Source organism: Bradyrhizobium sp. WSM2254 (genome assembly GCF_000472645.1).
Classification (GTDB): domain Bacteria; phylum Pseudomonadota; class Alphaproteobacteria; order Rhizobiales; family Xanthobacteraceae; genus Bradyrhizobium; species Bradyrhizobium niftali.
Map to the genome: position 1 here is coordinate 269,036 of NZ_AXAB01000009.1, position 19,088 is coordinate 288,123.

Consider the following 19,088-nt stretch of genomic DNA (forward strand, 5'->3'; position numbering starts at 1 on the left):
AATCTCGCCAGACTTGATAACTTGCTTATGATATCGCGAAGGTAGCTTGATCGCAGCTGTCCGCTTTTCTCGGAAGAGCGAAAAGCGGACGCTGTGGCTCTGCCGGTTTACCGTGGGTAAGCTTTATGCGATGAAAAATGACACCGCTCGAACCAACGCCGACGCCTTGACCGAGAGAAGCCTCGCTCAAACGAAGCCTCACGAAGGCCCGCCACGCACGGATGTCGGGACGATAACGCTCCATTGGGCGACCGCGCTCGCGTTCGTCGTAAGCCTCGTTACCGGCATACGCATCGCAGCGGACGCGCTGCACGCCCCCTTCTCGAAATGGCTCGCTCCCGTCCTGCCGCAGGGCGAGATCTTCTCCTGGCATTTCCTCGCGGGACTCGCCGTCTTCTTCTGCGGGTCGGCCTACGTCGCCTACCTCGCGCGGAGCGGCCTCGTCGAGCGCAACAGCCCCAAGAAGACGCGGATCCTCGCGATGCGCGCTCCGGCTCGCCTCAAGTGGGGGGCCGTCAACGTCATCCTGCACTGGTTCGTCTATGCGCTCGTGATCTTCCTCACGGCGACGGGCGTCATGATGTATCTCGGCTATGGCGGCTGGTGGGCTTATCTCCACTCGACCGCCGCCTATGTCGCGCTCGCCTATATCTTCGCGCATGTCGCCGCGCATTATCTCTATGGCGGCTGGCTGCAGATTTTCCGCGTGTTTCGGCCGGCCCCGCTCGCGATCACGAAGGCCCTGCGGCCGAGGCCTCTTCTCGTCGCCGCTGCAATCGGGGTGGCAGTCGCGTGCGGCGTCGCCGGGCTCGACTGGGTGACGCGCGATACGCTCGTCGTCGCGCGGGTGAGCGACGCGCCCAAGCTGGACGGCGCCATGGGCGATCCCGCCTGGTCGCGCGCGCGCCCCGTCTTCATCCGCACGCAGCAGGGTGCCAATCTCGGCGGATCGGGCGAATCGCTCGTGGAGGTGCGCGCCCTGCACGACGGGCAGAAGATCTATTTCGCCTTCCGCTGGGAAGATCCCACGCGCTCCCTGCGCCGCATTCCGATCATCAAGAAAGAGGATGGCTGGCACGTCCTCGACGAGCGTGCGGGCCTGCAAGACGCCGTCGACTTCTACGAGGATAAACTTGCGGTCATTTTCTCGGATAATCCATCGCTCGGCGGCGCAGGCGCGACGGATCTCGGCACCAACCCGCTGCCCGGCAAACCGATGCCGATCAACGGCCGGGGCTTCCACTACACGACGGATGGCAGCTACATAGACATGTGGCAGTGGAAGGCGTCGCGCGGGGGCATGCTCGGGCGTGTCGACAGCCAATATATCGGCCCGCCCTACGCCCCGACCCTGGACGAGCAAAATTACGATGCCCGCTACCAGGGCGGCTATTGGAACAAGCCTGGTCGCACTCTTTATTCGTATAATTTCAAGTTCATCCGCAGGAACGACAAGGGGCCCGTCACGGTTCTGCGGCTTCCCAAGGACTGGAAGGCGCAGGTCGCCGCCCTCAGCAAATTCGATCTTAATCCCGACAGCAGCGACGACGAGAACGGCCGCTGGTACATGTTCGACTGGGAGAGCGAACCCTACACTCCAGAGGCCGACGCGAGGATTCCCGTTGGCACGACCCTGCCTGGCGTGATTATTGCCGGCGACACCGAGGGAGAGCGGGCCAATGTCACTGGGGTTTCAAGATGGAGCAACGGACATTGGACGCTCGAGCTGACGCGCAACATGAAAAGCGATGGCAGATATGACAAAGCCTTCGTGCCAGCCCGCGATCTCTACATGTGGGTCGCTGTCTTCGACCATGCACAGACGCGGCATGCGAGCCATAACCGCCCGGTGCGTGTCCTCACGCAGGACTAGGCGTCTCATGGGGGGCGACGTGCTCGACCGGAGGCCACTACGGCGCGGCGAGCAGCGGCCTGCTCGCAGAAATTCGTGGCGCCCAGAGGGCTCGCGATGAAGACGCATTGTCGGCTCGTCCTCAACGGCAAGCCCGTCGAAGCTCGCGCCGGCGAAAGCCTGATCGACGCGGCGCTCGGCGGCTCGATCCTCATTCCACACGACTGCAGATCGGGACAATGTCAGAGCTGTCGGGTGACGGTCGTTTCGGGCTCGGTCGATGACGGCGGCTCGGGTCATGGCCGCACTGTGCTCGCCTGCCAGGCCGCGGTCGCAGGCGATGCGGAGATCGAATTCGAAGAATTGCCGCTACCGATGAAGCGGGCGTGCGCCGTAACCGAGATCAACGAGCTCTCGCCAGAGATCGCCGAAGTCGTGCTGACGACCTCGGCGCCGCTCGAGTTTCGGCCGGGCCAATATGTGCGCGTCAAGTTTTCCGGCTATCCTGCGCGCGAGTTCAGCCCGACCTTCAGACTCGATGGTTCCTTCAAGCAAGTCGAACTCGTCTTCCACATCCGGCGCCTGCATGACGGCACCGTGTCGGGGCAGTTCGGCAAGGCCATCAGGCCCGGCCATGCGGCGCATGTGCAAGGCCCCTTCGGACAAGCCTATCTACGACAGGGCCAGGGGCCGCTAGTGCTGGTCGCCGGCGGAGCAGGCTGGGCCCCGATCTGGGCGCTGGCCCGCTCGGCGCGCTCGACCCAGCGCAACCGCGAGATGGTGGTCGTCGCCGGCAGCCGGGATGCCGATAACCTCTATATGCTTCCCTCGCTGCAGTGGCTGATCGACGACGGTGTCCGCGACGTCATTGCGGCGACGGAGGTCGGATCTACCCTGCCGATCAGGCCCGGGCGCCCATCGCACTACCTGCCCCTGCTCGGGCTGGAGGATACGGTCTACGTCGCCGGCCCCGCTGGTCTCGTCGATATCGTGAAGAACAAGGCGCGCTCGGCCAATGCACAATGCTACGCCGATCCTTTCCTGCCGAGCTCTCAAACCTCATCGCTGGTGGACAAGGTCACCCGTCTATGGCGAAGCCGGGAGCAGCCTCATCGCCCCGGTCTGTGAGCCGATGCCGTGCTCAGCGGCGCCGGCGGCCGGCGAGCCCCGGCGGCTCACGGCTTGACGGGCAGACTCCCGAGGCTGGTGATGACGTCGGCCGCCTTCTGCGTATCGGCAAAGCGTAGAAAGGCCAAGGCGTCCGGATCCTGCAACGTGCTTAAATAGATCAGCGCCAGCACCACACTCGAGGGATAATCCGCGTCGGTCGGGTAGTGGCCGTCCACGCGAAGCACGGTGAGCCCTTGTTCCAATGGCCGCGAGAAGGGGCCGAAGCCGATCGCGCCTTGAACATCGCGAACCGTCTCGATCGCTTCCTGTGTGGTCGTCGCCGTCTTCGATTTCTCGGTGATCTCGAGATCATGCCAGCCGGGCATGCTGGCCCGTAGCACGGTGAGAGTGCTGTCCTGGTCCTCGCGCCGGACGACGCGGATGCGCATATCGGTGCCGCCCAGCTCCTTCCAATTCGCGAGTCGGCCCGAATAGATCGCAACGAGCTGATCGCTTGTGACGGCACTCACTCCACAGCCGGGATGGACGATGAAAGCCGAGGGCAGGCGGGCGATCGCCTTGTAGACGATGCCGGAAGCCGCTTCGGCGTCGGTCAGGCGGCGTGCGATGCGCCCTAGGATCGCCTTGCCGGACCCCACGGCCGCGATGCCTCCGCCAGAACCGATGCTCGGCGGGACCTCGATCCGTGCCGATCCCTCCTGCTGCATGAAGCTCGCGGCGACGACGCGCAGGACATCGATGCCGTCTCCGGTCCCGACGATGTCGAGCCTGCGTGTTTCGGCGCTAGCGGCATTCACCCCCGCAAGGCAGAGGCCCAAGATTACCGCCGTTATCCTCGAAAATGCCATGGCAAACCCCTTCGAACGACGAGGTGCGCAATCTGGCAAAGAAACCTAAACCATCTGTTGTCGCAACGCCGTGCCTTTTGGAGTCATCTGTGGCGGACAGAAAGTAAAAAGCACAAAATCTGATGGTTAAGAAAAACCATTTGCTAATTAACCGGCCACAAATAGACGATCAAATTGACGATTTTGGGTATTTCACTCGCCTAAGGTTGGCGCCTGGAAGGGGCCCCAATGAGCGACATTGGCCGGCCCCCGTAAGCTCAAGGTGCTGGCGGTGGTGGCGACTGACCCGGATATGGCAGAGGCATCGAGGGCGCCGCCCCGCTGGCGTCGCTGGGCCGTTCTGTCCGGGATTCCGGGTTTCCCCTCGTCTATCGCCATGCGCCTTGTTGCCGTCGTGCTCGCGACCGGCGTCCTCGGGCTCGGCGTCATCGGTGGCTTGACGGTGCTACGCCTGCAGCAGCAACTGAGGCATCAGGCTGCGGCACTGGGCGAACTCTCGGAAGACCAGCTCGCTCATCGCCTCGACGGCGAGGCGCAGTTGGCGCGAGCGCGAATCGAGGTCCTGGGCGCAGAAACCGCATCTGGCCTGCGTCAGATCACTCAGCGCGCCGATGTCGCCAAGGCGGTCGCCTCGAACAACGATGTGACTATCCGCGAGCTGCTCAGCGTCGTTGCTTCGACCTCCGGCTTCGAAAGGCTGATCGCCTTCGACGGAACCGGTCGCGTGATCGGCGCCAATACGCCCCTCGACCTCCTCGCGCTGAACCGGGCGTTCGAGGGTACCGCTCTCTCTGTCAGCCTCAACGCGATCCTCAAGGACAATAGCCGCTCGCACCCGCGGGGTGAGGAAGGCACCTATGAGCTCAAATTGCGTGAATTGTCAGCGCTCGGCCTGCCGCAGCGCCACACCATAGCGCACACCGCGATCGAGCCCGTGTTCGACGACTTCGGCGACCTCATCGGCGCGCTTGCCGCCGTCCGACCGCTCGGCCGCACGGAACGGACTCTCGAGAACTTCACTTCGCTAGCCAATGCCGGCGTGGTCATCATCACGGGTGACAACGAGATCGTGTCTTCCGCGGGGCCTGAAGGGGTGAGATTCAGCGGCGCCGGGACGCGTTTGGCCGGGCTGCAGCGCTCGGATGACGGCAACTACGTCGCGCGCTGTGTCGATTACGAGGCGACGCTCAAGGTGTGTACGTTCGCGAGCGCATCGCTGGTGACGACGACACGCGATCAGATGTTCCAGATCGGCGCATCCCATACGCGTTCGCTGATGTGGCAGTTCCTGGCATCCGCGGCGCTGGCGCTCGGTGCCTTGGTCGTCGCGCTATTGGCCGCCGTGAGGCACCTCACGAAAGGACTTTCAGCGCTCGCCAAGACCGCCCAGGAAATCGCAGGTGGCGATCTTGACGTTCAATTCCGCGCAACGGGCATCGGCGAGGTCCGCGGCCTCGGCCTCGCATTCGAGCGAATGCTGACGCATTTGCGGGCCAGCACTCGAAGAATCCGTCAGCTCGCTTTCTACGACACGGTGAGCCGCATTCCCAATCGGGAGAAGATGCGCATCGATGCGCCGGCGCTCATCGGCGCGGAAGAGGGCGGAGCGCTGTTCTTCCTCGACCTGGATGGCTTCAAATCCATCAACGACACTTTCGGGCACAAGGCTGGCGACGAGCTGCTCAGGATGGTGGCCGAGCGCTTGAGCAATTTGCTGACGTCCAAGGGCGCTGCCGGCAAATATCTGCTCGCCCGGGTCGGGGGCGACGAGTTCGTCGCCATCATCGCCGGGGTGAAGACGATCGAGGCCGCGAGCCTCAGTGCCCGCGAGATGATCGAGACGCTGCAGGTTTCCTTCAAGCTCCAGAGCAACCATGCGACCATCGGCGTCAGCATCGGCATTGCGATCTGGCCCACCCACGGCACAACCTATGACGATCTCCTGATCCGTGCCGACCTTGCGATGTACGTCGCGAAGAGCTCGGGACGCAATACCTACGCGTTCTTCACTCCGGATCTCGCAGAGGTCGCGCGTGCCCGCCATGCGCTCGAAACCGACCTCGCCCTGGCGATCCGCAATGAAGAGCTCGTCGTCCATTACCAGCCCAAGGTGTCCTGCACGGATGGCCGCATCCTAGGGGTGGAGGCGCTGGCGCGCTGGCATCACCCGAAGGAGGGCGACATTCCTCCTCAGCGCTTCATCAAGATCGCGGAAGAGATCGGCCTCATCATGGAGATCGACCGCTTCGTGCTCAGGCGCGCGCTCGCCGAAATCGGGGGCTTGATCCGGGCCGGCTCGAACCTCGTGCTCGCCGTAAATGTCGCGGCGACGGAAATCGAAGACCCGCTGTTCATCAGGGATATCATCACGACCGTTCGCGAGGCCGACTTCCCGCCGCCCAAGCTCGAGATCGAGATCACAGAGTCGGTCGCGATGCGCAATCCTGACGTCGTGCGCGAGAGAATAAGCCTGCTCAGGCAATTGGGCATACGCTTCGCAATGGACGATTTCGGAGCCGGCTATTCGAATCTTTCGACGATGGCGAGGCTCCCCTTCGACGCCGTGAAGCTCGATCGCACGCTCGTGGCGGGTGTCGCGGAAGACCGCGAAAAGCAGACGATCCTTCGCCTGGCGCTCGGACTTGCGGACGAATTGGGGTTCGAAACGGTCGTAGAAGGTGTTGAAACGGCCGAAGACCTTCGGTTCGCGGCCGAAAACGGCGCGACCATGGCGCAAGGTTATCTTTTTTCTCCGCCGCTACCGCTCGAAGAGTTCGCCGTCCTGCTCCAGCCGCGCCGTTTGGCTTCGGCGGCCGAAGTGGTGCCCAGGCGAGACGGAGCGGAGCGGAAGACCATGATCCGCTGAGGCGTCGGCGACGACACCGGCCACCGATCCCAGACGGGAGCTCTGCGACAGTTCGCGGTTTTGTACTGAATGGTGGAAAATGGCGCGCCCGGAACGATTCGAACGTCCGACCCTCAGATTCGTAGTCTGATGCTCTATCCAGCTGAGCTACGGGCGCGTTTTCGCGAACAGCGTTTGCGGGCGGGGCCCGCACGCAGCCTCCGGACAGCGCCGGAGGGGTGCGAAAGAGCGCTCTGACTAACCGCTCTTGCCCCGGTTGGCAAGGTCCGGGATGGGGAGATTTTGCAGGGAGATGACGGTTTCCGTTGTCATTCCGGGGCGATGCGGAGCATCGAACCTGGAATCTTGCGCCAAAACCTCCGGATTCCGGGTTCGGCGCGCTGCGCCGCCCCGGAATGACAGCGATGAGCCCTACGCCCTTGCCCGCTCGTTGCGGATGGAGAGCAGTTCCACGGGGCGGTCGGGGATGACGATCCGGAAGGTGGCGCCGATGGTGCCTTCGACCAGGTGGATGTCGCCGCCATGGGCGCGGACGAGCTCGGCGGCAATGGCGAGGCCAAGCCCGCTGCCGCCGGGGCGCCCCGAGGTCTGGAACGCCTCGAACAAATGGTCGCGGGTCTTCTGGGGGACGCCGGGGCCGGTGTCGGAGACCTCCAGGATGGCGACGGCGCCCTCGCGCTTGCCCGTGATCCGGATCTGCTGCACGCCACCCTCGCCGGAGGAATGGCTTTCCAGCGCCTGGGCGGCGTTGCGGACGAGGTTGAGCAGCACGCGGAAAAGCTGGTCGGGGTCGGCATCGACCGCGAGCCCGCGCTCGATCGCGGCGACCCAGGCGATCGAGGCATCGCTGGCAAGGCCCGCGGTCTCGCGCACTTCCAGCACGACCGGCTCGATCATGATCATGCGGCGGTCGGGCGAGGCCTCCTGGGCGCGGCCGTAGGACAGCGTCGACTGGCAGAAGGCGATGGCGCGCTCGAGCGAGCGCACGAGCTTGGGCGCAAAGCGCTGCACCCGCGGATCCGGCACGCTGGCGAGCTGGTCCGACAGAAGCTGCGCCGACGCGAGCAAATTGCGCAGATCGTGGTTGATCTTGGAGACGGCGAGGCCGAGCGCGGCAAGCCGGCTCTTCTGATGCAGCATCGACATCAAATCGCGCTGCATGTCGGACAATTCGCGTTCGGCCACCCCGATCTCGTCGCTGCGCTGGCTCGGCACGATGATCCGCGCCGAGCTCTCGGGGTTTTCGTGGAAGCCGACCAGGCTCGCGGTCAGCCGCCGCATCGGCCGCACGAAGAGATAGTGGAGCGCGAGATAGACGAGGCCCGCGGTCAGCACCCCGATGATCAGCGCGACCACGACGACATTGCGGGAGAATCGGTACATCGACTGCCGCAGCGGCAATTCGTCGGTCACGATCTCGACGAACTGGGCATTGCCGACGCCGGGGCCGACGATACGGATGGCCTGGTTGCCGGTCTCCAGCATCATCTGGAACGAGCCGGTGATCGCCTCCCATACGGTCATGTCGCGGAGGTCAACGTCGTGCTCGATCGCAGTGGGCAGATTGTCGCTGGCGAGCAGCCGGCGCTGCTGGCCCATCTTGATGGCGACGGCGCGGGCATTGATGCTTTTCAGGATCTCGCGCGACAGCGAATCGGGAACCATACCGAGCGGCGCGGCGTCGAGCACCAGCGCCGCCGTGTTGGCCGCGGCCACGCGGTCGTTCAGCCGGTTGACCCAGAAGTTGGCGATGGCAGGCACATAGAGCAGGATGGCCGCGATCATCACCAGGGGGACGGTGAGCAGCAGCAGCTTGCCCGACAGCCCAAGCCCGGCAGGCCCACGCGGCCGGATCGCCGGCGGGTCCCCCTGATCCGTATCCTGGATCGGCTGGAGGTCTGTCGCTGCCACGAAATTCGTCCTCACTGATTTGGCCGGTGAACGATCTGGCGGAGGAAGGATGCGGCCCCGCCCCCGGTCCGGTCAAATTACGGATCGCTAATCTCCCAATGTGGGATGTAAGCGCTGATACGGCGAGTCGCTACCTCACCGATTAAAAACCCCGCACAAACAGCGATATTCACCGCAATCCTGCGCTCTTGTGGCGTTGACGAAAAGGGGGCGCTCGCATATAAGCCGCGCGAATTGTCCGCGATGACCCGGTGTAACGCCGGGAGCGGCTCTCTTGGGGCCGAAAAAGGGCCCGTTTTGGGCCGCATCTTCCGGACTTTACCATCAATTCTACAGGCAAATTGCCCGGTCAGCGGAGAAAAACCCGTGAAGCGGACTTATCAACCCAGCAAACTGGTGCGCAAGCGCCGTCACGGTTTCCGTGCCCGTCTCGCCACTGCCGGCGGCCGCAAGGTTCTCGCCGCCCGCCGCGCCCGCGGCCGCAAGCGTCTGAGCGCCTGAGCCAGACCCCCTTTTTGGGATTTCATCATGGATCGGCTGAGGCAGCGGGCGGATTTCCTCGCCGTTGCCAATGGCGCGCGGGTGAATAGTCCCGCGTTCGTCCTGCAAAGCCGCCCTCGCGACGACGGTGGCCCGATCCGAGTAGGCTTCACCGTCACCAAAAAGAACGGCAACGCCCCCGCGCGCAATCGCATCCGGCGCCGGCTTCGCGAACTGGTGAAGCGGCTCGATCCGGTGTCAATGCAGCCCCATCATGACTATGTACTGGTCGGCCGAAGGGACGCGCTCTCGCGCCCCTTCGCCGCCATGCTCGACGATCTGCGCATAGCGTTCTCGAAGCCCGCGCGGCATACGGCCAAGGGATCTCACACGGGATCTCACAAGGGACAGTCAAAGGGACGCGGCCCGAGAACCGAGTGCATTGGGCCCGGCACCGCTCCTGCTGCCAGCCGCAAACCGGATTGATGACGAGACATTAGATGATGACCGACAATCGCAATACCATCCTCGCCGTCATTCTATCGGGCCTCGTGCTGATCGCCTGGCAGTATTTCTACAACGTGCCGGCGATGGAGAAGCAGCGCGCCCAGCAGCAGGCGCAGGCCGAGCTTCAGAAGACCACGCCGCAGCCGACGGCCTCCGCAACGCCGGGCGCCACGCCGCAATCCGGCGGCACGCAGCCGTCGACGCCGGCAGCGAACCAGCAGGCCCAGCCGGTCGTCGCCCGCGACACCGCGATTGCGGCCAGCCCGCGCGTGAAGATCGACACGCCGCGGATCGCCGGCAGCATCTCGCTGAAGGGCGGCCGCATCGACGATCTCGCGCTGGTGCAGTATCGCGAGACGGTCGATCCGAAGTCGCCGCCGATCATCCTGTATTCGCCCTCGGGCACCGCGGAGCCCTATTACGCCGAGTTCGGCTGGGTGCCGGCTACGGGCGTGACGGCCAAGCTGCCGGACGCGCAGACCGTCTGGCAGCAGGACGGCAGCGGCAGCCTGACGCCGACGACGCCGGCGGTGCTGAAATGGGACAACGGCGAGGGCCTCACCTTCCGCCGCACCATCTCGGTCGACGACCACTATCTCTTCACCATCAAGGACGAGGTGAGCAATGTCGGCAACGCGCCGGTCACGCTCTATCCGTTCGCGCTGATCTCACGCCACGGCACCCCGCAGGTCTCCGGCTACTACATCCTGCATGAAGGCCTGATCGGCTATCTCGATGGCCTGCAGGAATACGCCTACAAGAAGATCGACGAAGCCAAGTCGGTGAACTTCAAGGCCACCAATGGCTGGCTCGGCATGACCGACAAGTACTGGGCCTCGGCGCTGCTGCCGGACACCAGCGCCCAGCTTCAGGCGCGCTTCTCGTCGAACCCGAGCGGCAACGTCCACACCTACCAGACCGACTATCTGCTCGATCCCGTCACCGTCGCGATCGGCGGCAGTGCGACGGCGAACGCGCGGCTGTTTGCCGGCGCCAAGGAAGCCGGCGTCGTCGGCATCAACTTCCCGCTCGCTGGCCACGGCGGCTACAACAAGGAACTCAGCCTCAACCATTTCGACCTGTTGATCGACTGGGGCTGGTTCTATTTCATCACCAAGCCGATGTTCCTCGGCCTCGACTTCTTCTACCGCTTCTTCGGCAATTTCGGCATCTCGATCCTGCTCGTGACCGTGATCGTGAAGCTGTTGTTCTTCCCGCTGGCGAACAAGTCCTATGCCTCGATGGCGAAGATGAAGTCGATCCAGCCGCAGCTTCAGGCGCTGAAAGAGCGCTACCCCGATGACAAGGTGAAGCAGCAGCAGGAGATGATGGAGATCTACCGCAAGGAGAAGATCAATCCGGTCGCCGGCTGTCTTCCCGTCGTGATCCAGATCCCGGTGTTCTTCTCGCTCTACAAGGTGCTGTTCGTCACCATCGAGATGCGGCACGCGCCGTTCTACGGCTGGATCAAGGACCTCTCCGCGCCGGACCCGACCAATCTGTTCAACCTGTTCGGGCTGATCCCGCTCGATCCGACCACGATTCCGGTGTTCGGCCACTACCTCGCGCTCGGCATCTGGCCGATCATCATGGGCATCACGATGTGGTTCCAGATGAAGCTGAACCCGACGCCGCCGGATCCGACCCAGCAGATGATCTTCAACTGGATGCCGCTGATCTTCACCTTCATGCTGGCGGGCTTCCCGGCGGGCCTCGTGATCTACTGGGCCTGGAACAACACGCTCTCGGTGCTCCAGCAGAGCTTCATCATGCGCCGCAATGGCGTGAAGGTGGAGTTGCTCGACAACATTCGAAGTTTGTTCAAAAAAAAAGTGACGACTGAGGCGACGTAGCCTCCGACACTGCCAGGCAAACTGCCTCCACATCGTCATGCCCGGGCTTGTCCCGGGCATCCACGTTTAGGAGGGCGCCCCGCAGACAGGCGTGGATGGCCGGGACAAGCCCCCGGCCATGACGAGAGGATGGACCGCTCGCATGAACGACAAGACCGACGAGCGACTGATCGAGACCGGGCGAAAGCTGTTCGCGCGCGACTGGCAGTTCATCTGGGCCTCGCCCTCGATCCAGACGCTGCCGCCGATGGACGGGCTGGAGATCGCCTTTGCCGGCCGCTCCAATGTCGGCAAGTCGAGCCTGATCAACGCGCTCACCGGCCGCAATGCGCTGGCGCGCACCTCGCACACGCCGGGCCGCACGCAAGAGCTGATCTTCTTCGAGGTCCCCGGGAAAACCGACCTGCGCCTCGTCGACATGCCCGGCTATGGCTATGCCAAGGCGCCGAAGAGCCAGGTCGCGTCCTGGACCGAGCTGATTCACAAATTCCTGCTGGGCCGCGCCAGCCTCGCGCGCGTCTATGTGCTGATCGATGCGCGACACGGGCTGAAGGACGTCGATCTCGAGATCCTCGGGACGCTCGACCGCTCCGCCGTGAGCTATCAGATCGTGCTGACCAAGGCCGACCAGGTGAAGCCCTCCGAGCTTGCCTCGCGCATTGTCGAGACCGAGGCCGCGCTGGCCAAGCATCCGGCCGCGTTCCCCAACGTGCTCGCGACCTCGTCGCGGAGCGCGACGGGCATGGCCGAGCTGCGCGCCGCGATGGCGAAGCTGCTGGAAGAGCGGAGCTCGTGATGGCCGCGCACCGCCTGTTGATTGGGCTTGCCGGTTTGATGGGCGCCGCCGGCGTCGCACTGGCCGCCGCCTCCGCCCATGGCGGCGATGCGAGCCGGCTTGCCTCGGCGAGCGCCATGCTGCTGTTTCATGCAACTGCCATACTTGCGGTGATCGGATTGCTCGCGCGCGGCCTTCTGCATGGCGGAATTGGCCTCATTGCCGCGACCGGCTTCGTAGGCGGCGCCGCGCTGTTCGCGGGCGATCTCACCTTGCGGCAATATGCCGGGCACTCGCTGTTTCCCTATGCGGCGCCGACCGGCGGAACGGTGATGATCGCGAGCTGGCTGGCGGTGACGCTGGCGGCGGTGGTGGCCAAGCGCTGACCCGTAGCCCGGATGGAGCGCAGCGTAATCCGGGGCCTGCGTCTGCGGCACGAACCCGGATTACACTTCGCTCCATCCGGGCTACATGTCAGGCATACTTTGCGCTGCCCCCGCCAATCGGATAGAACGCGGCCCGACAGTCCCGCCAGCGAGATCCGCCTCATGACCGACATCTCCCCGCTCGACCAGGCCCGCATCCTGTCCGAAGCGCTGCCGCACATGCAGCAGTATGACGAGGAAACCATCGTCATCAAATATGGCGGCCATGCCATGGGCGACGAGGAGACGGCGAAGAACTTTGCCCGCGACATCGTGCTGCTGGAGCAGACCGCGATCAACCCGGTGGTGGTCCATGGCGGCGGGCCGCAGATCGCGACCATGCTCAAGCGCCTCGGCATCCAGTCGGAGTTCGCAGCAGGCCTGCGCATCACCGATGCGGCGACCATCGAGATCGTCGAGATGGTGCTGGCCGGCTCCGTCAACAAGCAGATCGTCGGCTACATCAACGAAGCCGGCGGCAAGGCCGTGGGACTCTCGGGCAAGGACGCCAACATGGTGAAGGCGTCGAAGACGACGCGCACCATCGTCGATCCGGGCTCGAACATCGAGAAGGCGATTGATCTCGGCTTCGTCGGCGACCCCGAGAAGGTCGACCTCACGCTGCTGAACCAGCTGATCGGCTACGAGCTGATCCCGGTGCTGGCGCCACTCGCGACCTCGAAGGAAGGCCAGACGCTGAACGTCAACGCCGACACCTTTGCCGGCGCGGTCGCCGGCGCGCTGAAGGCAAAGCGCCTGCTGCTGCTCACCGACGTGCCGGGCGTGCTCGACAAGTCGAAGAAGCTGATCCCGCAGCTTTCGGTGAAGGACGCGCGAAAACTGATCGCCGACGGCACCATTTCCGGCGGCATGATTCCGAAGGTCGAGACCTGCATCTACGCGCTCGAACAGGGCGTGGAGGGCGTCGTCATCATCGACGGCAAGATGCAGCACGCGGTGCTGCTCGAGCTGTTCACCAACCAGGGCACGGGGACGCTGATCCACAAGTGATGGGCTGGACGCATCGACGAAAGAACGTCATGGCCGGGCCTGTCCCGGCCATCCACGATCTTTCTCGCGGCGCAGACGTGGATGCCCGGGTCAAGCCCGGGCATGACGAAACGAGAATGCAGCAACGCCGTCGTTCTCCATTGACCCGCTTCCTGATGACGCTGCCGGCCGCGGCCGTCTCGTTCCTGTTCTCCTCCGCGCCGGCCTTGGCCGACCTCAAGATCTGCAACCGCATGTCCTATGTCGTCGAGGCCGCGATCGGCATCGACGACAAGGCGGCGACCGCGACGCGCGGCTGGTTCCGGATCGATCCCGCCACCTGCCGCGTGGTGGTGCAGGGCACGCTGACCGCCGACCGCATCCTGCTCAATGCCCGCGCGCTCGGCGTCTATGGCGCCTCGCCGATCCCGCAGAACGGCAGCGACATGCTGTGCGTCGCCCAGGACAATTTCGTCATTGCGGCTGCGCGGCAATGCCGCAGCGGCCAGACCCAGGCCGCCTTCACGCAAGTGACGCCGACGCAAGGCGACGACGGCAATCTGGTGACGTATCTTGCCGAGGATTCCGAATATGACGATGAGCAGGCGCGCCTCGCCGGCATCCAGCGGCTGCTGGTGATCATCGGTTATGACGTCGGCGCGATCGACGGTGTCGACGGACCGAAGACGCAAGCAGCACTGGCTGCGTTCCTGAAGAGCCGCGGGCTCTCGTCCGACGCCGTGTCGTCGCCGAATTTCTTCAAGACCATGGTCGATGCGACGCAGACGCCGTCGCCGAGCGGCCTGACCTGGTGCAACGACACCCCGCACAAGGTGATGGCGGCGATCGCCACCGACGACGGCAAGTCGGTGACGAGCCGCGGCTGGTACCGCATCGACCCCGGCAAATGCCTGCACCCCGACGTGAGCGGCCAGCCGAAGCAGACCTTCAGCTTCGCGGAAGCCGTCGATGCCGACAACCGCGCCATCAAGCTGAAGGACAAGCCGCTGAACTGGGGCGGCGACCGGCAGCTCTGCACGCGCGAGACCAAGTTCGAGACCGTTGAGCAGACCGATTGCGGCGCGCGCGGGTTTGCAGCGATGGGTTTTGGCGCGGTGGACATGTCGAGCGGCGGCAGGACGCTGCGGTTTGCGATGCCGTGATGGCGGTGGTGTGATCGTGCCGGTGCCACGCATTCCGCCGTCGTCCTGGCGAAAGCCAGGACCCATTACCCCAGGATTGGGTTTGGCGAAGAACGACGACCAGAGTGCCCCAATGATCGGTCACGGAGTATGGGTCCTGGCTTTCGCCAGGACGACGATTGAGGGCGGAGCCGCCGCCTCGGTCAACGGATAGAGAGCCTTGATGAACCCACCCCGCACCTTTGCCCATGTCGATACCTGGGTATTCGACCTCGACAACACGCTGTATCCGCATCACGTCAATCTGTGGCAGCAGGTCGATGCGCGGATCGGGGAGTTCGTCTGCAACTGGCTGAACGTCGGGCCAGAGGAAGCGCGCAATATCCAGAAGGATTATTACCGGCGCTTCGGCACCACCATGCGCGGCATGATGACCCTGCATGGCGTGCACGCCGACGACTATCTCGCCTACGTCCACAAGATCGACCATTCGCCGCTGGAGCCGAATCCGGCGCTCGGTGCGGCCATCGCAAAACTGCCGGGGCGCAAGCTGATCCTGACCAACGGCTCGGTCGACCATGTCGAGGCGGTGCTGGCGCGGCTCGGCCTCGCCGCGCATTTCGACGGCGTGTTCGACATCATCGCCGCCGGTTTCGAGCCCAAGCCGGCGGCGCAGACCTACCGGAAATTCCTCGGCGACCATGCGGTCGATCCGACCCGGGCCGCGATGTTCGAGGACCTCGCCCGCAACCTCACCGTTCCCCACGAGCTCGGCATGACCACGGTGCTGGTGGTGCCCGACGGCACCAAGGAAGTGGTGCGCGAGGACTGGGAGCTGGAGGGCCGCGATGCCGCCCATGTGGACCATGTCACGGACGATCTGGCGGGGTTCTTGGCGGGGCTGTGGCCTCCCAGGTAGCTGTCATACCCCGCGAAAGCGGGGTATCCAGTAATCACTGCTGTCTCGATTCATCACGACCGCCGCGGCGTACTGGATCACCCGCTTTCGCGGGTGATGACAGCGAACCTAGCTTGACTCTCCCCCGCCAAATCCCGAAAAAGCGCCCAATCCATCAAAATTCCCATTCCCTAGAGGAAATCCCGATGTCCCTGTCCGCCCTCGAATCCACCATCAACAGCGCCTTCGACGCGCGTGACGGCATCTCGACCTCGACCAAGGGCGAGGTGCGCGAGGCCGTGGACCAGGTGCTGGAGACTCTGGACAAGGGCGAGGCGCGCGTTGCCGAGCGCGGGGCCGACGGCAAGTGGAAGGTCAATCAGTGGCTGAAGAAGGCCGTGCTGCTGTCCTTCCGCCTCAACGACATGGGCGTCATTCCCGGCGGTCCCGGCAAGGCGACCTGGTGGGACAAGGTGCCCTCGAAGTTCGAAGGCTGGGGCGAGAACCGTTTTCGCGATGCCGGTTTTCGCGCAGTGCCGGGCGCCGTCGTCCGCCGCTCGGCCTTCATCGCCAAGAACGTCGTGCTGATGCCGTCCTTCGTCAATCTCGGCGCTTATGTCGATGAGAGCACCATGGTCGATACCTGGGCCACCGTCGGCTCCTGCGCGCAGATCGGCAAGCGCGTGCACATCTCCGGCGGCGCCGGCATCGGCGGCGTGCTCGAGCCGCTCCAGGCCGAGCCCGTGATCATCGAGGACGATTGCTTCATCGGCGCGCGCTCCGAGGTCGCCGAAGGCGTGATCGTGCGCAAGGGCGCGGTGCTGGCCATGGGCGTGTTCCTGGGCGCCTCGACCAAGATCGTCGACCGCGACACCGGCGAGGTCTTCATCGGCGAAGTGCCCGAATATTCGGTGGTGGTGCCCGGCGCGCTGCCCGGCAGGCCGATGAAGAACGGCCATATCGGCCCGAGCACCGCCTGCGCCGTGATCGTCAAGCGCGTCGACGAGCGCACGCGGTCCAAGACCAGCATCAACGAGCTGCTGCGGGATTAAAACTCTCTCCTCCCCCTCTCCCCGCTTGCGGGGAGAGGGTTGGGGTGAGGGGGAGTCTCCGCGGGGACGGCGACAGACGAGTTCGCGGAGACTCCCCCTCACCCGGATTGCATCTTCGATGCAATCCGACCTCTCCCCGCAAGCGGGGAGAGGTGACTTGCGGCACCAGCCTGCCTCATCGAACCCACCCTCCCTCCATCGCGACCAATCACCAGGCGGCCACTACCGCCTGGAACCTTCGCCATGGACTGGACCTGGTACCTCCTCCGCTTCGACGGCCGCATCAACCGCGCTCTGCTGTGGCAGGCGCTGCTGATCGTCGCGCTGCTCGCGGCCCTGCTCGGCGTGATCGGTCAGGTGATCCATCTCATCGACGCCGAGGGGGCATTGAAGTTGTCGCTGAAGCTCGATTTCGACTTCGGCCTCGACGACCTCTTCAAGCTGGTCGATCCCCGGGCCTATCGCCCGCTTTCGTCCCTTGATCGCACGAACCTGGTCCTGAAGGCGTTCGGCTTGTCGCTGTTCCTCTGGATCTATCTCGCGACTGCGATCAAGCGGCTGCATGATCGCGACAGGCGCGGCTGGTGGCTCGTTCTGTTCTTCTTCCTGCCCGGCCTATACAGCCAGTTCTCGGACCTGCTGCCGGACTCCACCTGGATGCTTCCGTTCTGGCTGGTCGCGTCCATCCTGTGGCTGTGGGGATTTGTCGAGATGTTCATTATGCCCGGCAGCGTCGGCGATAACCGGTTCGGTCCTGATCCATTGGCCGAGACCGAGGACGTCCCTTCCCCTGCGAAAAGCTGGGACCAGCAGAGCGAGATCGAATTTGTCCCGCCCAGCGCTAGCCCACCCGGCGGCATGCATGTTAAGCGGGGCGCATGACCGATGCTCTCTCCATTGCCCGCGATCTCATTCGCTGCCCCTCGGTAACCCCGGCCGATGCCGGCGCACTCGGGGTGCTTGAAAACGCCCTCAACGCAGCCGGCTTCACCTGCCACCGCGTGACGTTCAGCGAGCCCGGCACTGCCGACGTCGACAATCTCTATGCGCGGATCGGCAGCCAAGGCCCGCACATCACCTTCGCCGGCCACACCGACGTGGTGCCGCCGGGCGACGAGAGCGCCTGGAGCGTCGGCGCATTCTCCGGCGAGGTGAAGGACGGCTTCCTGCACGGCCGTGGCGCGGTCGACATGAAGGGTGGCATCGCCTGCTCGGTCGCCGCGGTGCTGGAGCATCTCGCCGCCAACGGTGGCAAGCCGCGCGCCGACGGCACGGGTTCGATCTCGTTCCTGATCACCGGCGACGAGGAAGACGTCTCCATCAACGGCACCATCAAGCTCTTGAAATGGGCCGCCGAGCGCGGCGAAAAATTCGATCATTGCGTGCTGGGCGAGCCCTCCAATGTCGAGACGCTCGGCGACACCATCAAGGTCGGCCGCCGCGGCTCGCAATCCGGCACGCTGTATGTCGACGGCGTGCAGGGCCATGTCGCCTATCCGCACCGCGCCTCCAATCCGGTGCCGGACATTTCGCGATTGATCGTCGCCATCTCCGACGAGCCGCTCGACCATGGCAGCGCGCAATTCCAGGCCTCCAATCTCGAGTTCACCTCGGTCGACGTCGGCAACAAGGCCAACAACGTCATCCCCGGCGAGGCCCGCGCAAAATTCAACATCCGCTACAACGACAACCACACCCAGGCATCCTTGCGCGAGCTGGTCGAGACGCGGCTGACAAAAGCCTGCGGCAACCGCATCCGCGCCCGCATCGTCTGGGAGCCGTCGAACTCCAACGTGTTCGTCACCAAGCCCGGCCCGTTTACCGATCTCGCGGTGTCGGCGATCGAGGAGGTGACGGGCCGCAAGCCGGAGCTGTCGACCTCAGGCGGCACCTCGGACGCACGCTTCATCTCCAGCTATTGCCCCGTGATCGAGTTCGGCCTGGTCGGCCAGACCATGCACCAGGTCAACGAGCGTGTGCCGGTGGTGGACCTGGAGAAGCTGACGAAAGTGTATCGGGGGATTTTGGCGCGGTATTTTGGGTAGGCTCTGATCGCCCCCAAACCCTCCGCCGTCATCGCCCGGCTTGATGTTCAGCCCGGGGACATGACCGACGGGTGTTCGGGGACATAGCCGACACATCATAGTGCACGGATTTGGCAGCGTGGGAGGCCAAGTCCATGCCCTGGCGAGAGGTGTCGGTGATGGATCAGCGGCGGGAGTTCGTTCGGCTTGCGATGCAGGAGGGAGCGAACCGACGGGAGCTCTGTCGACGGTTCAATATCCATCCCGACACAGGCTACAAATGGCTTGCACGATGGCAGGCCGACCAGAACATTGAGGACCGCTCACGGCGGCC

General features: G+C 64.4%; 17 protein-coding genes and 1 tRNA gene. 15 read left to right on the top strand and 3 right to left on the bottom strand.

The window, feature by feature from the left end; all coding sequences use genetic code 11:
• Positions 1-130 precede the first annotated feature (130 nt).
• Both A3M7_RS0108170 and A3M7_RS0108175 read left to right on the top strand, forming a co-directional pair.
• A complete protein-coding gene (locus tag A3M7_RS0108170) occupies positions 131-1,873 on the top strand; it encodes an ethylbenzene dehydrogenase-related protein (protein ID WP_027543494.1) in 1,743 nt (580 codons plus the stop codon).
• A gap of 96 nt (positions 1,874-1,969) precedes the next feature.
• Entirely contained in the window at positions 1,970-2,980 is a 1,011-nt protein-coding gene (locus A3M7_RS0108175; protein ID WP_027543495.1) for a 2Fe-2S iron-sulfur cluster-binding protein, read from the top strand.
• 47 nt (positions 2,981-3,027) lie between these two features.
• Here the strand turns inward: A3M7_RS0108175 and A3M7_RS0108180 are convergent, their stop codons facing one another.
• Positions 3,028-3,831: a PstS family phosphate ABC transporter substrate-binding protein gene (locus A3M7_RS0108180; RefSeq protein WP_027543496.1), complete on the bottom strand. Its 804-nt coding sequence runs from the start codon at positions 3,829-3,831 to the stop codon at positions 3,028-3,030.
• A gap of 262 nt (positions 3,832-4,093) precedes the next feature.
• On the opposite strand from A3M7_RS0108180, the gene A3M7_RS0108185 reads away from it, so the two are divergent.
• On the top strand, positions 4,094-6,697 hold the full coding sequence (locus tag A3M7_RS0108185; protein ID WP_027543497.1) for an EAL domain-containing protein: 2,604 nt from the start codon (positions 4,094-4,096) through the stop codon (positions 6,695-6,697).
• 80 nt (positions 6,698-6,777) lie between these two features.
• On the opposite strand, the gene A3M7_RS0108190 is transcribed toward A3M7_RS0108185, so the two are convergent.
• Together A3M7_RS0108190 and A3M7_RS0108195 are read right to left on the bottom strand one after the other, a co-directional pair.
• A tRNA-Arg gene (locus A3M7_RS0108190) sits at positions 6,778-6,854 on the bottom strand.
• Positions 6,855-7,108: 254 nt separating this feature from the next.
• Complete coding sequence (locus tag A3M7_RS0108195; RefSeq protein WP_027543498.1) at positions 7,109-8,608, bottom strand: HAMP domain-containing sensor histidine kinase; 1,500 nt, start codon at positions 8,606-8,608, stop codon at positions 7,109-7,111.
• Positions 8,609-8,974: 366 nt separating this feature from the next.
• Here A3M7_RS0108195 and rpmH point away from each other — a divergent pair, with 366 nt between their 5' ends.
• The 12 genes from rpmH to A3M7_RS46260 form a co-directional block, all read left to right on the top strand.
• A complete protein-coding gene (gene rpmH, locus A3M7_RS0108200) occupies positions 8,975-9,109 on the top strand; it encodes a 50S ribosomal protein L34 (protein WP_008542748.1) in 135 nt (44 codons plus the stop codon).
• 27 nt (positions 9,110-9,136) lie between these two features.
• Entirely contained in the window at positions 9,137-9,574 is a 438-nt protein-coding gene (gene rnpA, locus A3M7_RS0108205) for a ribonuclease P protein component (protein ID WP_027543499.1), read from the top strand.
• A 17-nt stretch (positions 9,575-9,591) separates the two neighbouring features.
• Positions 9,592-11,448 carry a membrane protein insertase YidC gene (gene yidC, locus A3M7_RS0108210; RefSeq protein ID WP_027543500.1) on the top strand — a complete coding sequence of 619 codons (1,857 nt, stop codon included), beginning with the start codon at positions 9,592-9,594 and terminating at the stop codon, positions 11,446-11,448.
• A gap of 142 nt (positions 11,449-11,590) precedes the next feature.
• On the top strand, positions 11,591-12,244 hold the full coding sequence (gene yihA, locus A3M7_RS0108215; protein WP_027543501.1) for a ribosome biogenesis GTP-binding protein YihA/YsxC: 654 nt from the start codon (positions 11,591-11,593) through the stop codon (positions 12,242-12,244).
• Complete coding sequence (locus A3M7_RS0108220; protein ID WP_027543502.1) at positions 12,244-12,609, top strand: DUF423 domain-containing protein; 366 nt, start codon at positions 12,244-12,246, stop codon at positions 12,607-12,609. The genes yihA and A3M7_RS0108220 overlap by 1 nt, the downstream gene beginning before the upstream one ends.
• A 162-nt stretch (positions 12,610-12,771) precedes the next feature.
• Entirely contained in the window at positions 12,772-13,659 is an 888-nt protein-coding gene (gene argB, locus A3M7_RS0108225; protein ID WP_011090823.1) for an acetylglutamate kinase, read from the top strand.
• 155 nt (positions 13,660-13,814) lie between these two features.
• A complete protein-coding gene (locus A3M7_RS0108230) occupies positions 13,815-14,801 on the top strand; it encodes a DUF1036 domain-containing protein (protein ID WP_027543503.1) in 987 nt (328 codons plus the stop codon).
• 202 nt (positions 14,802-15,003) lie between these two features.
• Positions 15,004-15,699, top strand: a complete 696-nt coding sequence (locus tag A3M7_RS0108235; protein WP_027543504.1) for a pyrimidine 5'-nucleotidase — start codon at positions 15,004-15,006, stop codon at positions 15,697-15,699.
• A 185-nt stretch (positions 15,700-15,884) separates the two neighbouring features.
• The gene (gene dapD, locus A3M7_RS0108240; protein ID WP_027543505.1) at positions 15,885-16,730 is read left to right on the top strand and encodes a 2,3,4,5-tetrahydropyridine-2,6-dicarboxylate N-succinyltransferase; all 846 of its coding nucleotides are present in this window, start codon (positions 15,885-15,887) and stop codon (positions 16,728-16,730) included.
• A 243-nt stretch (positions 16,731-16,973) separates the two neighbouring features.
• Positions 16,974-17,612, top strand: coding sequence for a DUF805 domain-containing protein (locus A3M7_RS0108245; RefSeq protein WP_027543506.1), 639 nt, complete (start codon positions 16,974-16,976; stop codon positions 17,610-17,612).
• Positions 17,609-18,775 (top strand): succinyl-diaminopimelate desuccinylase, encoded by a 1,167-nt coding sequence (gene dapE / locus A3M7_RS0108250; protein ID WP_027543507.1) that lies wholly within the window; start codon positions 17,609-17,611, stop codon positions 18,773-18,775. Before A3M7_RS0108245 ends, dapE begins: the two co-directional genes overlap by 4 nt.
• 134 nt (positions 18,776-18,909) lie before the next feature.
• Positions 18,910-19,088: helix-turn-helix domain-containing protein (locus A3M7_RS46260; RefSeq protein WP_156936833.1), on the top strand; the 179-nt coding region annotated here is incomplete at its 3' end.

Excerpts from the sequence above, each read along its gene's own strand:
- dapE (WP_027543507.1), top strand. The coding sequence starts at position 17,609 with ATGACCGATGCTCTCTCCATTGCCCGCGATCTCATTCGCTGCCCCTCG.
- rnpA (WP_027543499.1), top strand. The coding sequence starts at position 9,137 with ATGGATCGGCTGAGGCAGCGGGCGGATTTCCTCGCCGTTGCCAATGGC.
- A3M7_RS0108220 (WP_027543502.1), top strand. The coding sequence starts at position 12,244 with ATGGCCGCGCACCGCCTGTTGATTGGGCTTGCCGGTTTGATGGGCGCC.
- yidC (WP_027543500.1), top strand. The coding sequence starts at position 9,592 with ATGACCGACAATCGCAATACCATCCTCGCCGTCATTCTATCGGGCCTC.
- A3M7_RS0108180 (WP_027543496.1), bottom strand. The coding sequence starts at position 3,831 with ATGGCATTTTCGAGGATAACGGCGGTAATCTTGGGCCTCTGCCTTGCG.
- yihA (WP_027543501.1), top strand. The coding sequence starts at position 11,591 with ATGAACGACAAGACCGACGAGCGACTGATCGAGACCGGGCGAAAGCTG.
- A3M7_RS0108170 (WP_027543494.1), top strand. The coding sequence starts at position 131 with ATGAAAAATGACACCGCTCGAACCAACGCCGACGCCTTGACCGAGAGA.
- A3M7_RS0108245 (WP_027543506.1), top strand. The coding sequence starts at position 16,974 with ATGGACTGGACCTGGTACCTCCTCCGCTTCGACGGCCGCATCAACCGC.
- dapD (WP_027543505.1), top strand. The coding sequence starts at position 15,885 with ATGTCCCTGTCCGCCCTCGAATCCACCATCAACAGCGCCTTCGACGCG.
- A3M7_RS0108175 (WP_027543495.1), top strand. The coding sequence starts at position 1,970 with ATGAAGACGCATTGTCGGCTCGTCCTCAACGGCAAGCCCGTCGAAGCT.
- argB (WP_011090823.1), top strand. The coding sequence starts at position 12,772 with ATGACCGACATCTCCCCGCTCGACCAGGCCCGCATCCTGTCCGAAGCG.
- A3M7_RS0108230 (WP_027543503.1), top strand. The coding sequence starts at position 13,815 with ATGACGCTGCCGGCCGCGGCCGTCTCGTTCCTGTTCTCCTCCGCGCCG.
- A3M7_RS0108235 (WP_027543504.1), top strand. The coding sequence starts at position 15,004 with ATGAACCCACCCCGCACCTTTGCCCATGTCGATACCTGGGTATTCGAC.